Origin of the sequence: Micromonospora sp. RL09-050-HVF-A, from assembly GCF_019374995.1 — a bacterium.
In the GTDB taxonomy this organism is placed as follows: domain Bacteria; phylum Actinomycetota; class Actinomycetes; order Mycobacteriales; family Micromonosporaceae; genus Micromonospora; species Micromonospora antibiotica.
This window is the reverse complement of record NZ_JAGKQP010000002.1, coordinates 1,494,574-1,514,555: the sequence shown is the minus strand read 5'-3', so window position 1 is coordinate 1,514,555 and position 19,982 is coordinate 1,494,574. Positions and strand designations below refer to the sequence as shown.

Annotated in this window: 13 protein-coding genes and 2 pseudogenes; 8 read left to right on the top strand and 7 right to left on the bottom strand. The window is 72.2% G+C overall.

Going from position 1 to position 19,982, the window contains the following annotated elements:
- The first annotated feature begins 7 nt into the window (after nucleotides 1-7).
- The 5 genes from J7462_RS06955 to J7462_RS06935 all read left to right on the top strand — a co-directional run bounded on the left by J7462_RS06955 (nucleotide 8) and on the right by J7462_RS06935 (nucleotide 7,135).
- Entirely contained in the window at nucleotides 8-1,264 is a 1,257-nt protein-coding gene (locus J7462_RS06955) for a cytochrome P450 (RefSeq protein WP_219462811.1), read from the top strand.
- Nucleotides 1,265-1,296: 32 nt separating this feature from the next.
- Nucleotides 1,297-3,018: a condensation domain-containing protein gene (locus J7462_RS06950; protein WP_219462809.1), complete on the top strand. Its 1,722-nt coding sequence runs from the start codon at nucleotides 1,297-1,299 to the stop codon at nucleotides 3,016-3,018.
- Between the two features lie 141 nt (nucleotides 3,019-3,159).
- The gene (fabF, locus tag J7462_RS06945; RefSeq protein WP_255597618.1) at nucleotides 3,160-4,440 is read left to right on the top strand and encodes a beta-ketoacyl-ACP synthase II; all 1,281 of its coding nucleotides are present in this window, start codon (nucleotides 3,160-3,162) and stop codon (nucleotides 4,438-4,440) included.
- Nucleotides 4,437-5,522, top strand: coding sequence for a branched-chain amino acid aminotransferase (locus tag J7462_RS06940; protein ID WP_208566712.1), 1,086 nt, complete (start codon nucleotides 4,437-4,439; stop codon nucleotides 5,520-5,522). The genes fabF and J7462_RS06940 overlap by 4 nt, the downstream gene beginning before the upstream one ends.
- The gene (locus J7462_RS06935; RefSeq protein ID WP_308290795.1) at nucleotides 5,522-7,135 is read left to right on the top strand and encodes a polyketide synthase; all 1,614 of its coding nucleotides are present in this window, start codon (nucleotides 5,522-5,524) and stop codon (nucleotides 7,133-7,135) included. Before J7462_RS06940 ends, J7462_RS06935 begins: the two co-directional genes overlap by 1 nt.
- A gap of 131 nt (nucleotides 7,136-7,266) precedes the next feature.
- On the opposite strand, the gene J7462_RS06930 is transcribed toward J7462_RS06935, so the two are convergent.
- The 7 genes and pseudogenes from J7462_RS06930 to J7462_RS06905 form a co-directional block, all read right to left on the bottom strand.
- Nucleotides 7,267-7,731 (bottom strand): PaaI family thioesterase, encoded by a 465-nt coding sequence (locus J7462_RS06930; protein WP_219462807.1) that lies wholly within the window; start codon nucleotides 7,729-7,731, stop codon nucleotides 7,267-7,269.
- A 184-nt stretch (nucleotides 7,732-7,915) separates the two neighbouring features.
- Complete coding sequence (locus J7462_RS06925; protein WP_308290794.1) at nucleotides 7,916-9,211, bottom strand: family 43 glycosylhydrolase; 1,296 nt, start codon at nucleotides 9,209-9,211, stop codon at nucleotides 7,916-7,918.
- On the bottom strand, nucleotides 9,181-9,441 hold the full coding sequence (locus J7462_RS31930; protein WP_255597617.1) for a hypothetical protein: 261 nt from the start codon (nucleotides 9,439-9,441) through the stop codon (nucleotides 9,181-9,183). Before J7462_RS31930 ends, J7462_RS06925 begins: the two co-directional genes overlap by 31 nt.
- A gap of 80 nt (nucleotides 9,442-9,521) precedes the next feature.
- Nucleotides 9,522-11,575 (bottom strand): annotated as a pseudogene (locus J7462_RS06920) (family 43 glycosylhydrolase).
- Between the two features lie 85 nt (nucleotides 11,576-11,660).
- A pseudogene (locus J7462_RS06915) lies at nucleotides 11,661-12,775 on the bottom strand (cellulose binding domain-containing protein).
- Nucleotides 12,776-13,310: 535 nt separating this feature from the next.
- Complete coding sequence (locus J7462_RS06910; protein WP_219462805.1) at nucleotides 13,311-14,309, bottom strand: acetylxylan esterase; 999 nt, start codon at nucleotides 14,307-14,309, stop codon at nucleotides 13,311-13,313.
- Between the two features lie 15 nt (nucleotides 14,310-14,324).
- Nucleotides 14,325-15,365 carry a LacI family DNA-binding transcriptional regulator gene (locus tag J7462_RS06905; protein ID WP_219462803.1) on the bottom strand — a complete coding sequence of 347 codons (1,041 nt, stop codon included), beginning with the start codon at nucleotides 15,363-15,365 and terminating at the stop codon, nucleotides 14,325-14,327.
- A gap of 281 nt (nucleotides 15,366-15,646) precedes the next feature.
- On the opposite strand from J7462_RS06905, the gene J7462_RS06900 reads away from it, so the two are divergent.
- Genes J7462_RS06900 through J7462_RS06890 form a run of 3 tightly spaced genes read left to right on the top strand, consistent with a single transcriptional unit; the run spans nucleotide 15,647 to nucleotide 19,960 of the window.
- Entirely contained in the window at nucleotides 15,647-18,031 is a 2,385-nt protein-coding gene (locus J7462_RS06900) for a glycoside hydrolase family 3 N-terminal domain-containing protein (protein WP_219462801.1), read from the top strand.
- Between the two features lie 10 nt (nucleotides 18,032-18,041).
- Nucleotides 18,042-19,022 carry a sugar ABC transporter permease gene (locus tag J7462_RS06895; RefSeq protein WP_244252070.1) on the top strand — a complete coding sequence of 327 codons (981 nt, stop codon included), beginning with the start codon at nucleotides 18,042-18,044 and terminating at the stop codon, nucleotides 19,020-19,022.
- Nucleotides 19,019-19,960 carry a carbohydrate ABC transporter permease gene (locus J7462_RS06890; protein WP_308290793.1) on the top strand — a complete coding sequence of 314 codons (942 nt, stop codon included), beginning with the start codon at nucleotides 19,019-19,021 and terminating at the stop codon, nucleotides 19,958-19,960. Before J7462_RS06895 ends, J7462_RS06890 begins: the two co-directional genes overlap by 4 nt.
- Nucleotides 19,961-19,982: the final 22 nt, after the last annotated feature.

The window sequence follows — 19,982 nt, the reverse complement described above, 5'->3', positions numbered from 1 at the left end:
CAAGGCAGTGACCAGCGCGACGCGTACCGACGAGTTCGACCCCTTCTCGCCCGAGTCCATGGACGACCCGTACCCCGCGTACGCCGAGCTGCTGCGCGCCGAGGAGCCGCTCTACCTGGCACAGCGCGACATGTGGTTGGTGATCCGTTACGAGCACGTCCGGTTGGCGGCGAAGAACCACGCCGCACTGTCCTCGGCCGACGGGATCGCCTACCACCGTTCGACGTTGCCGGTGCTCTTCGGGCTCGACCAGCCGGACCACACCCGGCTGCGGGCCCTGATCCGGCACGACTTCTCCCCGCGCGGGGTGCAGTTCTGGCGGCCGTTCATCGAGCAGGTCTGCGGCGAGCTGCTCGACGAGGCCGTGGCCACCGGCGACATCGACCTCGTCCAGCAGGCGATCATCCTGCAACCGGTGAAGGTCATCACCACCATCGTCGGGGTGCCCGACGACAACCTCGCCAAGCTCAAGCTCACCGCCGGCGTATTGGAGAGCTTCATCGCCAACGCCAAGGTCGGCGAGGACGCACCCGACGACCCGACCGAGAACGCGTTGCGGTTGCAGGCGGCCAAGGCCGCCCTGTCGTCGGTCGCCGGCCTCTCCGGGTACCTGGGCAACCTGCTCACCCGGCGGCGCGACGAGCCGGCCCGCGACGACGTGGTGTCGAAGCTGTTCGCCGCCGCGGCCTCCGGCGGGGTGACAGAGAACGAGATCCTCTGGCTGTGCCTCACCCTGCTGGTGGGCGGGCAGGAGACGATGACCCACTTCCTGGGCAACATGCTCGACGCGCTGCTCAACCACCCCGACCAGTTCCGGCTGGTGCGCGAGCGGCCGGAGCTGATCGGGCCGACGATCGAGGAGACGGCCCGGTTCTACCCGCCGGTGCAGAACGTCTTCCGTACCGCCACCACCGACGTGGTGGTCGGCAACACCACCATCCCGCAGGGGGCCCGGGTGGAGCTGTCGTTCGCCGCCGGCAACCGGGACCCGCGCAAGTTCCCCGACCCCGACGACTACCGGATCGACCGGGTGACCGACGGTCACCTCGGTTTCGGTGCGGGCATCCACACCTGCGTCGGCGCGCATCTCGCCCGCCTGCAGGCCACCACGTTCCTGCGGATGCTCATCGAACGCACCGACGACATCGCACTCATCGGTGAGCTGGTCAAGGTCAAGAGTCCGGCGTTCCGGGGGCTCGACCACCTGCCGCTGCGGTTGACCCCGCGCTCGTCCGGTCCGTACGCGTCGGTGGGGCGGGCGTAGTGGGCACCGACGACCGTGCGCAGGGGGACCGGGTGCGTGACACGACCACCGGCGTCGCCACGATCAGCGTGCCGTTCGCCACGGGCGAGAACGCGACCGCGCCGCTGACCTGGGCGCAGAGCGTGATGTGGGGGCCGATGCAGTGGTTCGGCAAGGAGGCGAACCAGTTCAACATCGGCCGGTCCCTGGTGCTGCCCGCGCCGGTCGCGCCGGCCCGGCTGCACGCCACCCTGCGGGCCCTGGTCGAGGCGCACCAGACCCTGCGCACCCGGTACGTCGAGCGGGGTGACCAGCCGCAGCAGCAGGTCGCCGCGGCCGGGGCGTACGACGTCGTGGTGGTCGACGACCACGGTGACCCGGCCCGGGTCGGCGACGAACTCGTCGCCGACCTGACCGCGACGGCGTTCGACCACGAGGCCGAATGGCCGCTGCGGGTCGGCTGTGCCCGGGACCGGACCGACCGGATCAGCGCGGTCGCGCTCGTCGGCTCCCACCTGGCGTTCGACGGCTGGGCCTTCAACACCCTCACCGCGCTGCTGCTCGCCCGACTCGCCGACCCGCCAGCACCGCCGGCACCGGCGACCGGCAGCGGGGCGCAGCCGCTGGCGCAGGCCGCCCACCAGCAGTCGGCGGCCGGCCGGCAGCAGAGCCGGCTGGGGCTGCGACACTGGGAGCAGGGCCTGTCGACCGCACCGGCCTCGATGTTCGACCTGCCCCGCGCGGCGACCGGCGACCAGCCCATCGAACGGCACCTGCTGGATTCCACCGCGGTCACCGCGGCGGCGACGGCGTTGGCCGCCCGGACCCGTACCTCGTTCTCGACCGTGCTGCTGTGCCTGACCACGCTGGTCCTGACCGCCTACAACGGGCACCGCACCGCCGTGTTCAAGTTGATCGCCGGCAACCGCCTGGACCGCGACAGCCGCGACCTGATCGCCCTGAACACGTTGGACGCCCTGCTGGTGCACCCGGTCGACGGGGACGTCGACCTGCTCACCGCGATCCGGCAACTGCACCGGCCGGCGTTCGAGGCGTACCGGCGGGCCCCGTGCGACCCGGCGGGGGTGCGGACGGTGGTCGACGAGGTGGGCCGGCGGCGTGGCCTGACGTTCGACCTGTCGGCCTATTTCAACAACGGGCACCGGGGCAGCGACTGGGCGACGGCCGACCCGGACCCGGGGCCGGACCGCCTCGCCGAGCTGCGCCGGGACTCCCGTTACTCGCGGCTGGAGCCGCTGTCCAAGAGCGACATGCGGTTCTACGTCGCGGCCAGCAACCAGGGGGGCGGCCGGTGCCGGCTCGGGCTGCTGGTCGACACGGCCTTCTTCCCCGGAGGGCTCGGCGAGACCGTCATCCGGGGCATCGAGACCCTGCTCTGCGCGGCGGTCACCGGTGTGGTCCGGGTCGCCGAGATCGCCGACCGGATCGGCCTGACCCCGGCCCGGCGGGGTCCCGACTGGGTGTCCACCCCGGCCGGCTGGGTCCGCCCGCAGGCGGTGGCGGAGCTGGTCGGCGAGGTGGCCGGGACGGCGGCCTTCGCCGAACCGGCGGCCGACGGCGCAATCACCGCCTACGTGTCCGGTCCGGGTTCGCCCGAGGAACTGCACCGGCGCGTCCTCGACGCGCTGGCGGGCCGCCCGGGGCTCGTCGCGCCGACCGGGTACGTGATCTGCGGGTCGACGCCGCCCCCGGTGCGGGCCCGACGCGTGGCGTGCCCTGCCCGTGCTCGCCCGGGGCTCGGGCGTGATGGGTAGGGCGTGGCGGCCCGGGGGTCGGCCCGACCGGGGTGGCCGTCCGGGTGCGCCGGGCGGTGCGGTGGACGGCTGCCGGACGTCGATGGTGACTGATAGTGTTCTATCGGTCGTTCGGTGGCGGGAGAGCGGAGCCGGAGCGGGATGCTGGGGGGCGACGGCGAGATGGTGACCGACGACGTCGTCATCACCGGCATCGGTGCCGTCACGCCACTGGGTCTCGACCGGGACAGCACCTGGCAGGGCCTGTTGGCCGGCAAGTCCGGCGTCGGCCCGGTCACCGCGTTCGACGCCGCCGCGTTGCCCACCCGGATCGCCGCCGAGGTGCGCGGCTTCGAGCCGGCCGAGCACTTCTCCGGCAAACAGCTGCGACGGATGGCCCGGTTCAGCCAGTTCGCGGTGGTCGCCACCCGCGAGGCGGTCGCTGACGCCGGGCTCACCGTCGACGCCGACAACGCCGCCCGGGTCGGTGTGGTCGTCAACGCCGCCGTCGCCGGCTTCGACACCGTCGAGGCGACGGTACGCGGGCTGCTCGCCCCCGATCCGACCGCGCCCCTGTCGCACTTCGTGCCGTCCTCGTTGACCAACATGCCGGCCTGTGAGGTGGCCATCGAGGTGGGCGCGCACGGGCCGGTCAACGCCAGCGCGCTGGCCTGTGCCAGTGGCGCGTACGCGCTGCTCGACGCCCGCCGGCTGATCCTGGCCGGGGAGGCCGACGTGGTCATCTGCGGTGGCACCGACGCGGCGATCACCCCGGCCATGTTCGCCGGTCTGGTCAGCATGGGGGCGATGTCCCAGCGCAACGACGACCCGACCGGCGCGAGCCGGCCCTTCTCCGCCGACCGGGACGGCTTCGTCTTCGGTGAGGGCGCGGTGATCCTGGTGCTGGAGTCCGCCGCGCACGCCCGCCGCCGGGGTGCCACCCCGTATGCGACGGTCGCCGGTGGAGCGCTGACCAGCGACGCGTTCCACGTCAGCGCTCCCCGCCCCGGCGGGGTGTACGCCGCCGAGGCGATCCGGCAGGCGCTCGACCGGTCCGGGGTGCGCCCCGACCAGGTCGACTACGTCTGCGCCCACGGCACCTCGACGAAGGCCAACGACCTGACCGAGACGGTGGCGATCCGGGCGGCCCTCGGCGCGGCGGCCGACCGGGTCGCGGTCAGCGCCCCGAAGTCGATGCTCGGTCACCTGATCGGCGCGGCGGGTGCCCTCGGCGCGATGGTGTGTGCGCTGGCGATCCGCGAGGGCATCGTCCCGCCGACGGTCAACCTGCACCAGCCCGATCCGGCCTGCGACCTGGACTACGTGCCCCACCAGGCCCGGGAGACGCCGGTGCGGGCGGCCCTCACCAACGCGTTCGGCTTCGGTGGGCAGAACTGCGTCGTCGTGTTCACCGAAACCCCGTCGCGAGGAGAGCCCGGATGACCGCGCAGTTCCCGTTGGTCCCCACCGACCACCCCACTCCGCCGCAGACCCGGGAGGAGATCCTCGCCGACCCGGGGTTCGGCCGGTACTTCACCGACCACATGGCGACCGCCGTGTGGTCGCCGGACGCCGGCTGGCACGACCACCGGGTGGGTGCGCTGGAGCCGTTCACCATGCATCCCGGCGCGGCGGTCCTGCACTACGCGCAGGAGATCCTCGAAGGGCTCAAGGCGTTCCGGCACGCCGACGGCAGCGTCTGGCTGTTCCGCCCGGAGCTCAACGCCCGCCGGTTCGCCGCGTCCGCCCGCCGGATGGTCCTGCCGGAGCTGGACGAGGAGACCTTCGTCGAGAGCGTGGCCGCGCTGGTCCGCGCCGACGAGGCGTGGGTCCCGCCGTACGGCGGTGAGCAGAGCCTCTACCTGCGTCCGTTCATGTTCGCCTCGGAGGCGTTCCTCGGGGTGCGTCCCGCCCAGCAGGTCACCTACTGCGTGCTGGCCTGCCCGGCCGGGTCGTACTTCCCCAACGGGGTCACCGGCGTCACGCTCTGGGTCAGCACCACCTACAGCCGGGCGTCGATCGGTGGCACCGGCGCGGCGAAGTGCGGCGGCAACTACGCGGCCAGCCTCGCCCCGCAGCGGGAGGCCCTCGGTCACGGCTGCGAGCAGGTGCTCTACCTGGGCGGTGAGGGGCGGCGCAGCATCGACGAGTCGGGCACCATGAACGTCTTCTTCGTCACCCGCGACCACCAGCTGCTCACCCCCGGGCTGGGCACCATCCTCGACGGGGTGACCCGCGACAGCGTGCTGACCCTCGCCGCCGAGCACGGGTTGGAGCCGGTGCAGCGCACCATCGACCTGGACGAGATGCGGGCCGGGTTCGCCGACGGGTCGATGACGGAGGCGTTCGCCGCCGGTACGGCAGCGGTGATCACCCCGATCATCGGGCTCAAGAGCGACGACTTCGCCCTCACCATCGGCGACGGGGCACCGGGCAAGTACACCCAGCAGTTCCGGGAGCGGCTGCTCGACATCCAGTCCGGCCGGGCTGCCGACACCCACGGCTGGATGCGTCGGGTGCTGTAGTGCCCACCCCGATCGCGGTCGTCGGGATGGCGGTCCGCGCGCCCGGCGGGGTGTCGAGCCTCGACGCGTACTGGTCGGCGATCCTGGCCGGCCGGGACCTCACCGGCGAGCTGCCCGACGACCGCCGGGCCGGGTTCGGCACGCAGTGGGACGGGATGGTCACCCGGGGCGGCTACTGCGACGCCGTGTTCGACTTCGACGCGAAGTTCTTCGGCATCTCGCCCCGGGAGGCGCGGGTCCTCGACCCGCAGCACCGGCTGCTGCTGGAAGTGGTGTGGGAGGCGTTCGAGGACGCCGCGATCCCGGTCGCCACCGTCGCCGGGGGCACCGGGGTCTTCGTCGGGGTGACCGGCCGGGACTACCGGCAGTGGCTGACCGGGGACCCCAACTCGTACTGGACGATCGGCAACGGGCACAGCTTCACCGCCGGGCGGGTCGCGTACACCCTGGGGTTGCGGGGTCCGGTGTTCGCGCTGGACACGGCCTGTTCGTCGTCGCTGGTGGCGGTGCACACGGCGGCGCGGGCGCTGGCGGCGGGTGACTGTGACGCGGCGGTCGCGGGCGGGGTCAACCTGATCCTCGCGCCGAGCACCACCCGGTCGGTGGCGCAGACCGGCGCGTTGTCGCCGGACGGCCGGTCGCGCCCGTTCGACGCCGACGCCAACGGGTTCGTCCGGGGCGAGGGCTGCGCGATGCTGGTGTTGAAGCGGCTGGCCGACGCGCAGCGCGACGGCGACCGGGTGCTCGCGGTGCTGCGCGGCACCGGCATCAACCACGACGGCCGGACGGCGACGTTCACCACGCCGAACGTGTCCGCCCAGTCGGGGCTGATCGACACGGTGCTGGCCGCCGCCGGGATCACCCCGTCGGAGGTCGGTTACCACGAGGCGCACGGCACCGGGACCCCGCTGGGTGACCCGGCAGAGATGTCGGCGATCACGGCGGCGCTCGGTCGTGCCGACGGCCCGCCGCTGTATGTGGGTTCGGTGAAGGGCAACATCGGGCACACCGAGTCCGCCGCCGGGGTGCTCGGGCTGGTGAAGGCGGTGCTCTGTCTGCGGCGTCGGACGATCGCCCCGCAGGCGAACTTCCGCACCCTCAACCCCCGCATCGACCTCACCGGCACCGGCATCGAGATCCCGGTCGCCCCGGTCGCCTGGGACGACGGGTTCGGGGCCTGCGCGTCGACCAGCTCGTACGGGATGAGCGGCACGAACGCCTTCGCGGTGCTGTCGCCGGCCCCGCCGGTGCCGTCGACCGCGCCGTCGTCGGTGGACGGGTTCCCGGTGTCGGCGGCCACCGGGCCGGCGCTGAGTGAGTTGGCCCGCCGCTACGCCGACCGGTTGGCCGCACTGCCGGCGGTGGACTATCCGGCGTTCGCCGGCACCGCCGCCGGGGGGCGGACCCGGCTGGCGCACGCCGTGTGGGTGCGGGCGTCCGGGCCGGTGGAGGCGGTGGCGGCGCTGACGGCGGTGGCGGCCGGCACCGCCCATCCGGATGTGCGGGTGCTCGGCGCGGACGATCCGGTGCCCATGCCGAAGGGCCGGGCGGTGACCGCGCTGCCGACCTACCCCTGGCAGCGGCGCACCCATGTCGTGGACCGCCCGGACTGAGTCACCCGGTGACCCGGCCGTGGGCTGTCGACGTGTGGGCGCACCGGTGCCCCCGCCGTGGGCTGGATCGACCGGCGGCCCGGCCGGACGGTGCACGCGCCGGTGTCCCGGCCGGGGCAGGGGCGGACGGGTCAGCCGCCGGCCCGGACGGCGTGCTCGGCGCGCAGGGCCGCCCGGGTGGCCCGGGACGGCAGGGCGAAGTGCAGGGTGGAGGCGGCGACCAGGACGCCCCGGCGGTCGTTGGCGCGGGCGTCGACCACCGCCGACCGGCTGGCCAGTTTGATCACCTCGGCGGTGACCCGCAGCTGGCCGGGCTCGGCGGGTTCGAGGAAGCTGATGCTGCTGTGCGCCAGGACCATCGCGGGTGTCGGGCCGATCAGCACGGTGACCGCGACGAAGCCGGTCAGGTCCATCGCCCAGAACGTGGCCGGCCCGGAGATGGTGCCGTCGAGGCGGAGTTCGAGGCAGTCGGGGCCGGTCACCGAGACGACCCGCCCGTCGTCGACCGACTCCAGGTGCAGGCGCTCGGCCCCGGAGATGACCTCGGCGAGCCAGGCCCGCGCTTCATCGACCGACATCACCGCTGGACTAGCCATGGACGCCACTATAGGCGATGACCGGGTAGCGCTCCGTCCCCGAACGGTCACCCCGACGTGGCGGGTTGCCCACCCGGACGGCCCCGTCCGCCCGGCCCGACGGTCCACCGGCCCGGCAGGCCGGCCACCTCGGACGACACCCGCCGGGCCACCCCCTGTGTCAGGGCGGCCCGGCGGGCGGCGGTCACTCCAGCACGAACGTGGCGTCGGCGTTGCCGGTGGCGTCGGTGACGGTCCGCAGATAGAGCAGGCCGTTGCTGTGCCGCAGGTACTGGCCGGGGTAGTTGACCGCCTCGAACGACACCCCGGCGGCGTTGGACAGGCCGGGCCGCTGCACGAAGCTGGCGTCGGCGCGGTACGTCGACGACGCGTCGTCCCGCTCGACCCACACCTCCCAGTTGCGGTGCCGCAGGTGGTAGCCGGGGAAGTTGGTGGACTCCAGGGAGACCGTGTTGCCGCCGGCCAGGCCGGGCACCAGGCGGAACTGCGAGTCGGCGAGGTTGGTCACGTTCGCCTCCAACCGGGCCCGGTACTCCCAGTGGCGGACGAACCGGTCGGGCTGGTTGTCCGACCGCAGCCGGACCGGGGTGACCCCGTCGGGCACCGGGATGCCGAAGTTCGGGGTGCCGTCGGCGTTCCAGTAGACCTTCTGGACGCGGGTGCGCCGGTTGGGGTCGCGCAGCGGGTCACCGCTGATGTCCCGGTAGTTGCGGTCGTGGTAGACGAGGATGTCGCTCTGCCCGTCCTCGGAGACGGTGAACGAGTTGTGCCCCGGCCCCCACTGGCCGGTCGCGGCGTTGCTGGTGAAGACCGGTTGCGGCGACTTCACCCAGGACGACGCCCGGAGCAGGTCACTGCCGGCCGACGCGGTCAGCAGCCCGAGGCAGTAGTTGGCGTCGGTGGCGCTGGCCGAGTAGGTGAGGAAGATCCGGCCGTTGCGTTGCAGCACGGTCGGCCCCTCGTTGACCTTCACCCCGCCGCGCATCTCCCATTCCAGGGTCGGCACGGCGATCCGGGTGGGGGTGCCGCTGAGCGTCCACGGGTTCGCCATCCGGGCGATGTAGAGGTTGGAGTTGGTGGCGATGCCCGGTTCGGCCTGCGCCCAGATCAGGTAGCGCACACCGTTGGTGACGAACGTCGACGCGTCCAGGGCGAAGGTCTCCCAGGGGGTACGGATCTGCCCCTTCTCCGCCCAACTGGCGGTCAGCGGGTTCGCCCCGGTGCCCTCCAGGACGTACATCCGGATCGCCCAGACGTTGTCGGTGGCGCCGGCGGCGAAGTAGACGTACCACCGGCCGTCGATGAAGTGGATCTCCGGGGCCCAGATGTGCGCGCCCATGATCCCGCTGGTGTGCCGCCGCCAGATGACGGTCTCCGGTGCGGTGGACAGGCCTTGGAGGGTGGTGGCCCGGCGCAGCACGATCCGGTCGTACTCGGGGGCGGTGGCGGTCATGTAGTAGTAGCCGTCGGTGTGCCGCACGATGTGCGGGTCGGCGCGCTGCGCGACCAGCGGGTTGGTGACCCGGACGGCGGGGCCGCCCCGGCCGGGGCGGCGGCGGTCAGCAGGGTGGCCAGCAGGGTCAGCACGATCAGCGCCGCCGTCCGGGCCCGGCCGGGGTGGCGGGCGGGCGGCAGGTCGGTGCGGGGTGCGGTGGCGGGCGGGTGCGGGTACGGCGGGACGGCCGAGCGGGGGTGGTGTGAGGCGGACATGGGGGTGCTCCTGTCGGAGGTGGGGGATACGCCTCGCCGGCCGACCACGGGGGTGGGCGGCCGGCGAGGAGGGACGGGTCCTACGACTTGGCCAGGTCGAACTTCCGGACGGTCACCGCGCCACCGAGGGAACTGGTGGCGTAGTTGAACATGGCGAACCGGTAGCCCATGAAGAACTGCCAGGCGTTGTTGAGGGTGAAGGCGGGACCGAGCGAGGTGAAGTTCACCCCGTCGGTGCTGTACGAGAAGCGGGCCTGCCGACCCGAGCCGGGACTGATGTCGGCGTTGACCCGCAGCCAGATCTTACCGCCGGAGATACCGGCCCCGGCGACCTCGGTGCCGGTGTTGGTGGTGTTCCAGTTGCTGTCCATGGTCAGGTTGTTGACCACGGCCACCCGGGTCGCGCCGTTGTCCCGGCGTACGCCGATCCAGGCCGACTGGTCGCGCAGCATCGCCAGGCCGCTGCGGTCACCGTCGCGCATGGTGGAGTAGTCGAGTTCGATGGTCGCGGTGGACCGGGGACCCTGGATCCGGTGGGTCAGCGTGTTGCGGGCATTGTAGAGGTCGTTGGTCACCGTGGCGGTCTGCAACCGCAGGCCGTCGTTGACCGACCACTTGGTGTTGTCCGGGTTGTGGTTCCACTCGTACTGCGGGCCGAGGGTGGTGCCGGCGAACGTGTCGGTCCCGATCATGGGTTTGACCTGGCGTGGTGGTCGGGGCACGTTCGGGTACGGGTAGGAGGCACCCCAGGTGTTGTTGACCAGCTGGAGGACGGGCCAGCCGCTGGCGTTCCAGGTGACCGGGGCGAGCACGGGCACCCGGCCGCCGGGGTAGGCGTCCACGAACCCCATGTAGTACCAGTCACCGTTCTGCGTCTGCACCATGCCACCCTGGTGCGGCACGCCACCGCCGGCGATGGGTCCGGGCAGGTTCAGCAGCACCTGTTGCATGGTGTACGGCCCGAACGGGCTGGACGCCTTGAGGATGTACTGCCCGTTGGCCGGTCGGGTGAGGAAGATGTAGTAGCTGCCGTTGCGCTTGTAGAACCGGGCCCCCTCCAGGGTGCCCACGTTCGACGGGGTGGTGAACACCTGCTGCGAGCGGACCTGGGTCTTCCCGTCGGCGGAGAGCTGGGCGACACTGATGTTCGTGTTGCCGTACGCCACGTACATGGTGTCGTTGTCGTCGACCAGCAGGCCGGCGTCGTAGTAGCACTGGTCGAGGGTGGTGTGCCTGGTCCAGGGTCCCTCGGCCGACGGCGCGGTGTAGATGTAGGTCTTGTTGAAGTCGATGCAGCCGCCCCAGTAGAACGTCTTGTTGCTCTTGCGGTAGCCCAGGAACGACGCCCAGATGCCCCGGACGTATCCGCGCCCGGCGGTCATGTCGTACTTCTGGCCGAAGTCCAGCTTGGGCACCGAGTGCCCGGCGAACTCCCAGTTGACCAGGTCGTAGGAGCGCAGCACCGGAGCGCCGGGGGAGTAGTGCATGGTCGACGCGGAGTAGTAGTAGGTGTCGTCCACCCGCAGGATGTCGATGTCCGCGAAGTCCTGCCAGAGCACCGGGTTGGCGAAGGTCGACGAGGGCGGCCACTGCCCCGGCGGCGGGGTGGTGGGGGGCGGCGTGGTCGGCGGCGGGGTGGTCGGTGGTGGCGTGGTGGGCGGGGGTGTGGTCGGCGGCGGGGTGGTCGGCGGGGTGTGGTCGGCGGCGGGGTGGTGGGGTTCGGGCCGCCGTTGCACACGGTGCCGTTGAGGGTGAAGCTCGTCGGCTTCGGGTTGCTGCCGTTCCACGAGCCGTTGAACCCGAACGACACGTTGGCACCGGTGGCGATGGTGCCGTTGTAGCTGACGTTGCGGGCGGTCACCTCCGCCCCCGACTGCGTGACGGTGGCGTTCCACGCCTGGGTGACCTGCTGCCCGGCCGCGTACGACCAGGTCAGGGTCCAGCCGTTGATCGGGTCACCCAGGTTGGTGATGGCCACGTTCGCGCCGAAGCCACCACCCCACTCGGACGAGACGGTGTAGTCGACCGTGCAGCCGGCCGCGGCGGCCTCGGCTGGTAGGGCGACGGCTGTCCCGGCGGCGATCAGGCCGATGGCCAGAGCCAGCCGGGCCGGCAACTTTCTGTTCAATGGCATGCGGTACTCCTACTGGGGTGGTGGGAGTCGGAGGGTCGGGAGCAGTCCGGCACCGGGGTGCGGTCACCCCGGTGCCGGACGGCGGTCAGGCGACCGTGCAGGCGGTGCCGTTGAGCGTGAACGAGGACGGTCGGGCCGTGCTGCCGGTGTGGGTGGCCTGGAAGCCGACGTCGACCGAGGTGTTCGGCGCGATGGTGCCGTTGTAGGACACGTTGCGGGCGGTCACCGCCCCGCTAGTGGGCGTGTAGGTGGCGTTCCAGCCGCTGGTGATGGTCTGCCCACCGGGCAGGGTGAACTCCAGCGCCCAGCCGTTGACCGCCGTACTGCTGGTGTTGGTGACGCTGATGGAGGCGGTGAGACCGGAGTTCCAGGCGTTGACCGTGTACCCGACCCGGCAACCTGCCGACGGCGGGGGCGTGGTGGGCGGGGGCGTCGTCGGCGGGGGCGTGGTGGGCGGCGGAGTGGTCGGCGGGGCGTGGTCGGCGGCGGGGTGGTCGGCGTGTTACCGCCGAGGCTGCCGGGCACGGCGCGCAGGGCGTTGTACCAGGTGGTGGCCATCTTGCGGTAGCCGGTGGCGTTGGGGTGGATGCCGTCGGCCAGGTCGGCCGTGCCCACCGCGCTGAACATGTCCACCAGGTGCACCCGCTTGCCGGCGGTGACCTTGCTCTGCACGATCCCGGGGATCGCCGCGTTGAAGGTGCGCACCGCCGACTCGGTGCCGTTGCGCGGGATGATGGTGGCGACGAAGACGTCCGCGTTCGGCGCGGTGTTGGTGATCTTGTCGATCAGGGTGGAGAGCCGGGCCGGGGCGCCGGAGGCGTTGTACATGTCGTTGGTGCCGATGTGCAGCAGCACCGTGCGCGGGGTGGTGTTACGCAGCCAGTTCACCACGTTGGCGTCGATCTGGGCGATGGTCCAGCCGGAGTGGCCCTCGTGGTCGTGGTCGCCCAGGTTGGACGGACCGTTGAACATCGACCCGACGAAGTCGACCCGGTAGCCGTCGGCGACCAGCCGCTGCCACAGCTCGATGCGGTAGCCGCCGGGGACGTTGAACCCGTCGGTGATCGAGTCGCCGAGGGGCATCACCCGTACCCCGCCGTTGGACTCGGCGGCGGCGGGTGCGGTCACCACGGACCCGGTGGCGACCGCGGCCACCAGGGCCGCGGTGGCCAGGCCGAGCAGGCGCAGGCCCCGACGCATGGTGGGCAGGCGTCGGCCGGCGGGGGCGGCGTCGACGAGGTGGGATCGGTCGGACGGGGGTGGCCCGACGTTCGGGCAGCTCGTGCCGCTCATGAAAACTCCCTGGGGTGGCGGTGCGGACGGTGCAGCACGGCGACCGTCCCGGGGGTCGCCGTCTCGTCCGGCTGGTGGACGAAGGAGTGCGTCGGCACCACCCGGACGCCGGCTCGCGGGGCGGACCGACCACCGCTTCCCGGCGGATCTGCATGGGGTGATGGGCGGACGGTGCGCCGCGCGCAACGGCCAGGATCCCGGACTCGTCACTGGTCGTGGACGCCGTGAGGTGCCGCTGGCCGCCGGTCGCGACGTGGACGAACCGGTGACCCACAGCCGGAGCGTGCCCTGCGCTCCCGCCGGGATGCACCATATCGTGTTATCGCTAACATCAGCAACATCGGTGAGTGACGATGCCCGGGTGGGCTGCCGACCGGACGAACCACCCTCCGGGGGCCGGGGGCGGGACGCGGCGACCTGGCTCGGGCGGGCCGACCGCCGGTCACCGCGCCGCGTGCTCCGTGCCCCCCACCAGCAGCGCGTCGAGCCAGCGCAGTTGCCGTTCGACCTGCCACGCCTCGCCACCCTCGTGGCCGTTGAACGGGTAGGTGTGCAGCTGCCGCGCCGGTGTCCCCTCCCGACCGTTCGCCGCGCCGTACTGGTTGTAGGCGGCGAAGCCGGTGCTCGGTGGGCAGACGTTGTCGCGCAGGCCGATGCCGAAGTGCGCGGGCGCGGTGGCCCGTCGGGCGAAGGTCACCCCGTCGACGTAGGACAGCGTGTGCCGGACAGCCTCCTCGACCTGCCGGTGCACCGCCAGGTACCTGGCGATCTCACCGTACGGGGCGGCGTCGGTCAGTTCGATCCCGCGCTGGACGTCGCAGAGGAACGGCGCGGTGGTCAGCAGCGCCGCGAGGTCGTCGCGCAGGCCGGCGACCGCCAGGGCCAGCCCGCCGCCCTGGCTGTTGCCGACGGCGGCGACCCGGGCCGGGTCCACCCCGGGCAGCGCGCGCAGGGCATCGACCGCCCGGACCGCGTCGGTGATCAGCCGACGGTAGTGGTAGTCGTACGGGTCGAGGATGCCCCAGGTGGCGGGCCACGGGCCACCGGACGCCCCGTGCGGGTCCGGGGTGTCGCCCGCGCCGTGCAGCCCGGACTGGCCCCGGTTGTCCATCAGCAGGTGCGCGTACCCGGCCACCGGCCAGGTCAGCCGCTCGTGCGGCAGGCCCCGGCCGCGCCCGTAACCGGCGTACTCGACCACGGCGGGCAGCGCGGCGTCGATTCCGGCCGGGCGGGTGTACCAGGCCCGCACCGGGTCACCGGCGAAACCGGCGAAGGTGACGTCCCAGGTGTCGACCAGGCGCAGGTCGGTCCGGTGTGGGCGGACGTCGACGAGCACCGGCCGGACGGTCGCCTCGGCGAGCGTGGTACGCCAGAACGCGTCGAAGTCGGCGGGCTCGACGACAGCCGGCGTGTACCGCCGCAGGTCTTCGGTGGCAGACATGGGTTCCTCGGGTGGTCAGGGGCGGGTGGTGGCGGGTGGTGCGGTGCTCTCCCGGACGACCAGCTCGGTCACCAGGTCGATCCGGCTGGTCGCGACGGAGCCACCCCGGGCCAGCTCCAGCAGCATCTGGGTGGCGGTGCCGGCCATGTCCCGCAGCGGTTGGTGCACGGTGGTCAGCGGCGGGTCGGTCCAACCGGCCACCGGCAGGTCGTCGTACCCGATCACCGAGAGGTCGTCGGGCACCCGCAGGCCGAGCTGGCGGGCGGCCCGGAGCACGCCGATGGCCTGCAGGTCGGAGCCGGCGAAGATCGCGGTGGGCCGGTCGGGCCCGGCCAGCAGCTCCAACCCGTGGGCGTGCCCGCCGTCGACGTAGAAGCTGCCGTAGCGCACCAGGTCGACGTCCACGGCCAGCCCCAACTGGTCGTGCGCGGAGCGGAAGCCGGCGGCGCGGGCCTGGCTGCACAGCACGTCCCGGGGGCCGGAGATGACGGCGATCCGCCGGTGTCCCAGCTCCATCAGGTGCCGGGTGGCCAACAGGCCGCCGTTCCAGTTGTTCGACCCGACGGTCGGCACCGACGCCGAGGTCGCGCTGTCGGTGTCGACCACCACGAACGGGATGCGGTGCTCGGCCAGCAGGAGTTGTTGGGACGGGGTCGGGTGGCAGAGCACGAAGAGCAGGCCCAGCGGCCGGCGGGCGATCAGGGCGTCCAACCGGCGGGGCGCGGGCCGGTGCTCCCCGTCGAGCTGGGAGATGGCGATGCCGAGCCCGGCGGCGCTGGCCACCGCCTCCACCCCGCTCATGATCTCCATCGCCCAGCCGGAGTTGAACTCGTGGAAGACGAGGTCGATCTGGTCGATGCCGGGCGACTGCCGGCGGATGCGACGGCGGTACCGGTGGCGCTCCAGGCTCTCCTCGACCCGCGCCCGGGTCTCTGCGGCGACGTCCGCACGCCCGTTGAGCACCTTCGAGACGGTCGCCACGGAGACGCCGACCTCCTCGGCGATGGTGGCGATGGTGGCCGAGGACTGTGGGGTGGGCGGGCGGGACGCGGTCATCGAAGCCTCACCAGGCACTTCCGAAAGTTTCGGAGGACTCTAACACGTCGGCTGCGAAAGCGGGATCGGCGTCGATGGAAGATTTTGACGGGGGTGAATGCCCTTTGCGGGAGGAGCGCTCCCGGATGTCGCATTTGAGACCCTTGACAGTCTCCGGGATGCCTCCTAAGTTGCCCGAAAAAGGTAACGCGCTGTTTACGAAATTTTCGAACCCTCCGCCGGCACACCGCGTCGGTCAGTTCGGCGCGGGCGGGGGAGCGGTCGATGGTGAGAGGTGTGGCATGAGAAGTCAGGTGCCCGTCGACGACGGCCCGACGCCCCAGGACACCCAGCCGTGGCGGGATCCGCGACGCTCACCCGCGCAACGGGCCGACGCGCTGGTCCCGGTCATGTCGCTGGAGGAGAAGATCGCCCAGCTCGTCGGGGTCTGGGTCGGCGCGGAGGCCTCCGGCGAGGGGGTCGCCCCGCACCAGGCCGACATGATCGACGGGGCCCCGCCGTGGAGTGACATCATCCGGTACGGGCTCGGGCAACTGACCCGACCGTTCGGCACCGCGCCGGTCGACCCCGTCGTGGGCGCCCGCTCGCTGGCCGCCTCCCAGGCGCAGATCGCCGCGGCGAGCCGGTTCGGCATCCCGGCCCAGGTGCACGAGGAGTGCCTCACCGGGTTCGCCGCCTGGCGGGCCACGGTCTATCCGACCCCGCTGGGCTGGGGCGCGTCCTTCGACCCCGCGCTGGTCGAGGAGATGGCCGGTCGAATCGGCCGGTCGATGCGGGCCGCCGGCGTCCACCAGGGACTCGCCCCGGTACTCGACGTCACCCGGGACTACCGGTGGGGACGCACCGAGGAGACCATCGGCGAGGATCCCTACCTGGTCGGGACGACCGGTGCGGCGTACGTGCGGGGCCTGGAACGGGCCGGTGTCGTCGCCACCCTCAAGCACTTCGCCGGCTACTCCGCCTCCCGGGGCGGCCGGAACCTCGCCCCGGTGTCGATGGGCCACCGGGAGCTGGCCGACGTCATCCTGCCGCCGTTCGAGATGGCGCTGCGCCTCGGTGGGGCCCGCTCGGTGATGCACTCGTACGCCGAGATCGACGGCCTGCCCGTCGCCGCCGACGAAGGGCTGCTCACCCGGCTGCTGCGTGACGAGTGGGGGTTCACCGGCACCCTCGTCGCCGACTACTTCGCGGTGCGGTTCCTGGAGACCCTGCACGGGGTGGCCGCCGACGCCGCCGACGCCGCCCGACTCGCCCTGCGCGCCGGCATCGACGTGGAACTGCCCACCGTGGACGCCTTCGGCGAACCGCTGGTGGCGGCGGTGCGGGCCGGCGAGGTCGACGAGGCGCTGATCGACCGCGCGCTGCGCCGGGTGCTGATCCAGAAGATCGAGCTGGGGCTGCTCGACGCGGACTGGCAGGAACTGCCCGAGGACGTGGAAAACCTACGCCTCGACGACGAGACCAGCCGGGACGTCGCCGTCCGGCTGGCCCGCGAGTCGGTGGTGCTGCTGCGCAACGACGGCGCGCTGCCGCTCGCCCCCGACCTGCGGGTCGCCCTGGTCGGCCCGGTCGCCGACGACCCGATGGCCCTGCTCGGCTGCTACTCCTTCCCCAACCACGTCGGCGTCCGGCACCCGGAGCACGGGTTGGGCCTGGAGATCCCCTCGCTGCGCGACGAACTCACCCGGTTGGTTCCCGGCCTCGTGCACGAGCCGGGCTGCGCCATCACCGACGGGGACACCTCCGGCATCCCGGCGGCGGTCGCCGCGGCGGCGGCGGCCGACGTGTGCGTGCTCGCCGTCGGCGACCGCGCCGGCATGTTCGGCCGGGGCACCTCCGGCGAGGGCTGCGACGCCGACGACCTGCGGCTGCCCGGCGTCCAGGCCGACCTGGTCCGGGCCGTGCTCGACACCGGCACGCCGGTGGTCCTGGTGCTGATGACCGGCCGGCCCTACGCGCTCGGCCCCGACCACGACCGGGCCGCCGCCGTCGTCCAGGCGTTCTTCCTCGGCCAGCGCGGCGGGCAGGCGCTCGCCGAGGTGCTCACCGGCGCGGTGAACCCGTCCGGGCGGCTACCGGTCAGCGTCCCCCGCGACGCGGGTGGCCTGCCGGGCACCTACCTGACGCCGCCGCTGGGCCGACGCTCCGAGGTCTCCTCGATCGACCCCACCCCGGCGTACCCGTTCGGCCACGGGTTGAGCTACACCACCTTCGCGTGGACCGACCCGGTGGTGCCGGGCGTCGGGCCGGCCGACGGGCCGCCGGCCTGGCCGGTCGACGGCGAGACGACGGTACGGATCACCGTGCGCAACACCGGGCACCGGGCCGGCACCGAGGTGGTCCAGCTCTACCTGCACGACCCGGTGGCGCAGACCACCCGGCCCGTGGTCCGGCTGGTCGGCTTCGCCCGGGTGCCGCTGGACCCCGGCGCGGCGGCGCACGTCAGCTTCACCGTGCCGGCCGACCTCACCTCGTTCACCGGGCGCGACGGCCGGCGCATCGTCGAACCCGGCGACGTCGAGCTGCGGTTCGGCCGCTCCAGCGGCGACACCGCGGCGGCCCTGCCGCTGCGCCTGACCGGCGACGAACGTCAGGTCGGCGTCCAGCGGCACCTGCTCACGTCGGTACGGGTCGAGCCCGTCGCGACCGGCCCGCACGCCGGATAGGAGGCCGAGGATGACATCCGAGACGTTACGGCCGCCCCCGGCGACCCCGGGACAGGCAGCGGCGAACCCGGCCCCGCGACGCCGTCGCCGACGCTCCTGGCGGCGGTCCCTGCGTCGGGACTGGCAGCTCTACTCGCTGGCCGTCGTGCCGCTGCTGTTCTTCCTGGTGTTCCGCTACCTGCCGATGATCGGCAACGTGATCGCGTTCCGCCGGTTCAGCCCCGGCGGCAGCGTCTTCGGCGAATACTGGGTGGGCCTGCGGTACTTCCGGCTGTTCCTCGCCGACCCCACCTTCTGGCAGGTGTTCACCAACACCCTGGTCCTGGGCACGCTGACCCTGCTGTTCTGCTTCCCACTGCCGATCGTGCTGGCGCTGCTGCTCAACGAGGTCCGGGCCCGCCGGCTCAAGCGGTTCGTCCAGTCGGTGTCCTACCTGCCGCACTTCCTGTCCATCGTGATCGTCGCGGCGATGGTGATGCAGTTGCTGTCGATGGACGGCTCGGTCAACCAGCTGGTCCGGGGTCTCGGCGGGGAGGGCGTGCCGTTCCTGCAGCAGCCGGGCTGGTTCCGGGCCATCTACGTCTCCTCGGAGGTCTGGCAGACCGTCGGCTGGGGGACGATCCTCTACCTGGCGGCACTCACCACCATCGACGAGAACCTCTACGAGGCGGCCCGCATCGACGGGGCCAACCGGTGGCGGCAGACCTGGCACGTCACGCTGCCCGGGATCCGGCCGACGATGGTGACCCTGCTGATCCTCAACATCGGCACCTTCATGGCCGTCGGGTTCGAGAAGATCCTGCTGCTGTACAACCCGTTGACGTACCCGACCGCCGACGTGATCTCCACGTACCTGTTCCGGTTGGGCTTCGAGTCGAGCAACTTCAGCTACGCCGCCGCCATCGGCCTGTTCGAGGCGGTGATCGGGCTGATCCTGGTCCTCGGGGCGAACACCATCTCCCGGCGTACGGTCGGGACGAGCCTGTGGTGACCGTGGCCCCCGGCACGGCCGGCCCGAAGACGACACCACCCGCGCGGGCCCGCCGGTCGCGGGGCATCCGGCCCACCCGGGGTTACCGGGTGTTCCAGGCGGTCAACGGGGTCGTGCTGACCCTCGTGGTGATCGTGACGCTCTACCCGTTCGTCAACATCGTGGCCCGGTCGCTCAGCGACGAGGCGCCGATCATCGCGGGCCGGGTCAACCTCGTCCCGCAGGGCTTCAACCTCACCGCCTACCGGTTGGTGATGTCCGACCCGATGTTCTGGACCAACTACCGCAACACCGTGGTCTACACCGTCGTGGCCACCGCCATCTCGATCGTGCTGACCACCTGCTACGCGTACGTGTTGTCCAAGCACCAGCTCCGAGGGCGTGGGGTGCTCGTCGGGATCGCCGTGTTCACCATGTTCTTCTCCGGCGGGCTGATCCCCAACTATGTGCTCATCACCAGCCTGGGGATGAAGAACAGCATCTGGGCGGTGGTGCTGCCCAACGCGATCAACGTGTTCAACCTGCTGGTGATGAAGGCGTTCTTCGAGAGCCTGCCGGTCGAGTTGGAGGAGGCCGCCGCCGTCGACGGGCTCAGTACGTACGGCACCCTGCTGCGGATCGTGTTGCCGCTGTCCAAGGCGATCATCGCCACGATGCTGCTGTTCTACGCGGTGTCCTTCTGGAACTCCTGGTTCACCGCGTTCCTCTACCTGGACCAGCAGGACCTGCTCCCGGTCACGGTCTACCTGCGCAACCTCATCGCCGGGGCGACCGGGGCGCAGTCGGCAGGCGGTGTCGCCGAGTCCGACGCGGTGCAGGCGGCGGCCACCATCCAGGCCGTGACCATCGTGCTCACCACCCTGCCGATCCTCGCGGTCTACCCCTTCATCCAACGGTTCTTCGTGTCCGGCGTGATGCTCGGCGCGGTCAAGGGGTAGCCCGACCGTTCCACTCCACCGC

Excerpts from the sequence above, each read along its gene's own strand:
- fabF (WP_255597618.1), top strand. The coding sequence starts at position 3,160 with ATGCTGGGGGGCGACGGCGAGATGGTGACCGACGACGTCGTCATCACC.
- J7462_RS06940 (WP_208566712.1), top strand. The coding sequence starts at position 4,437 with ATGACCGCGCAGTTCCCGTTGGTCCCCACCGACCACCCCACTCCGCCG.
- J7462_RS06930 (WP_219462807.1), bottom strand. The coding sequence starts at position 7,731 with ATGGCTAGTCCAGCGGTGATGTCGGTCGATGAAGCGCGGGCCTGGCTC.
- J7462_RS31930 (WP_255597617.1), bottom strand. The coding sequence starts at position 9,441 with ATGTCCGCCTCACACCACCCCCGCTCGGCCGTCCCGCCGTACCCGCAC.
- J7462_RS06910 (WP_219462805.1), bottom strand. The coding sequence starts at position 14,309 with ATGTCTGCCACCGAAGACCTGCGGCGGTACACGCCGGCTGTCGTCGAG.
- J7462_RS06905 (WP_219462803.1), bottom strand. The coding sequence starts at position 15,365 with ATGACCGCGTCCCGCCCGCCCACCCCACAGTCCTCGGCCACCATCGCC.
- J7462_RS06900 (WP_219462801.1), top strand. The coding sequence starts at position 15,647 with ATGAGAAGTCAGGTGCCCGTCGACGACGGCCCGACGCCCCAGGACACC.
- J7462_RS06895 (WP_244252070.1), top strand. The coding sequence starts at position 18,042 with ATGACATCCGAGACGTTACGGCCGCCCCCGGCGACCCCGGGACAGGCA.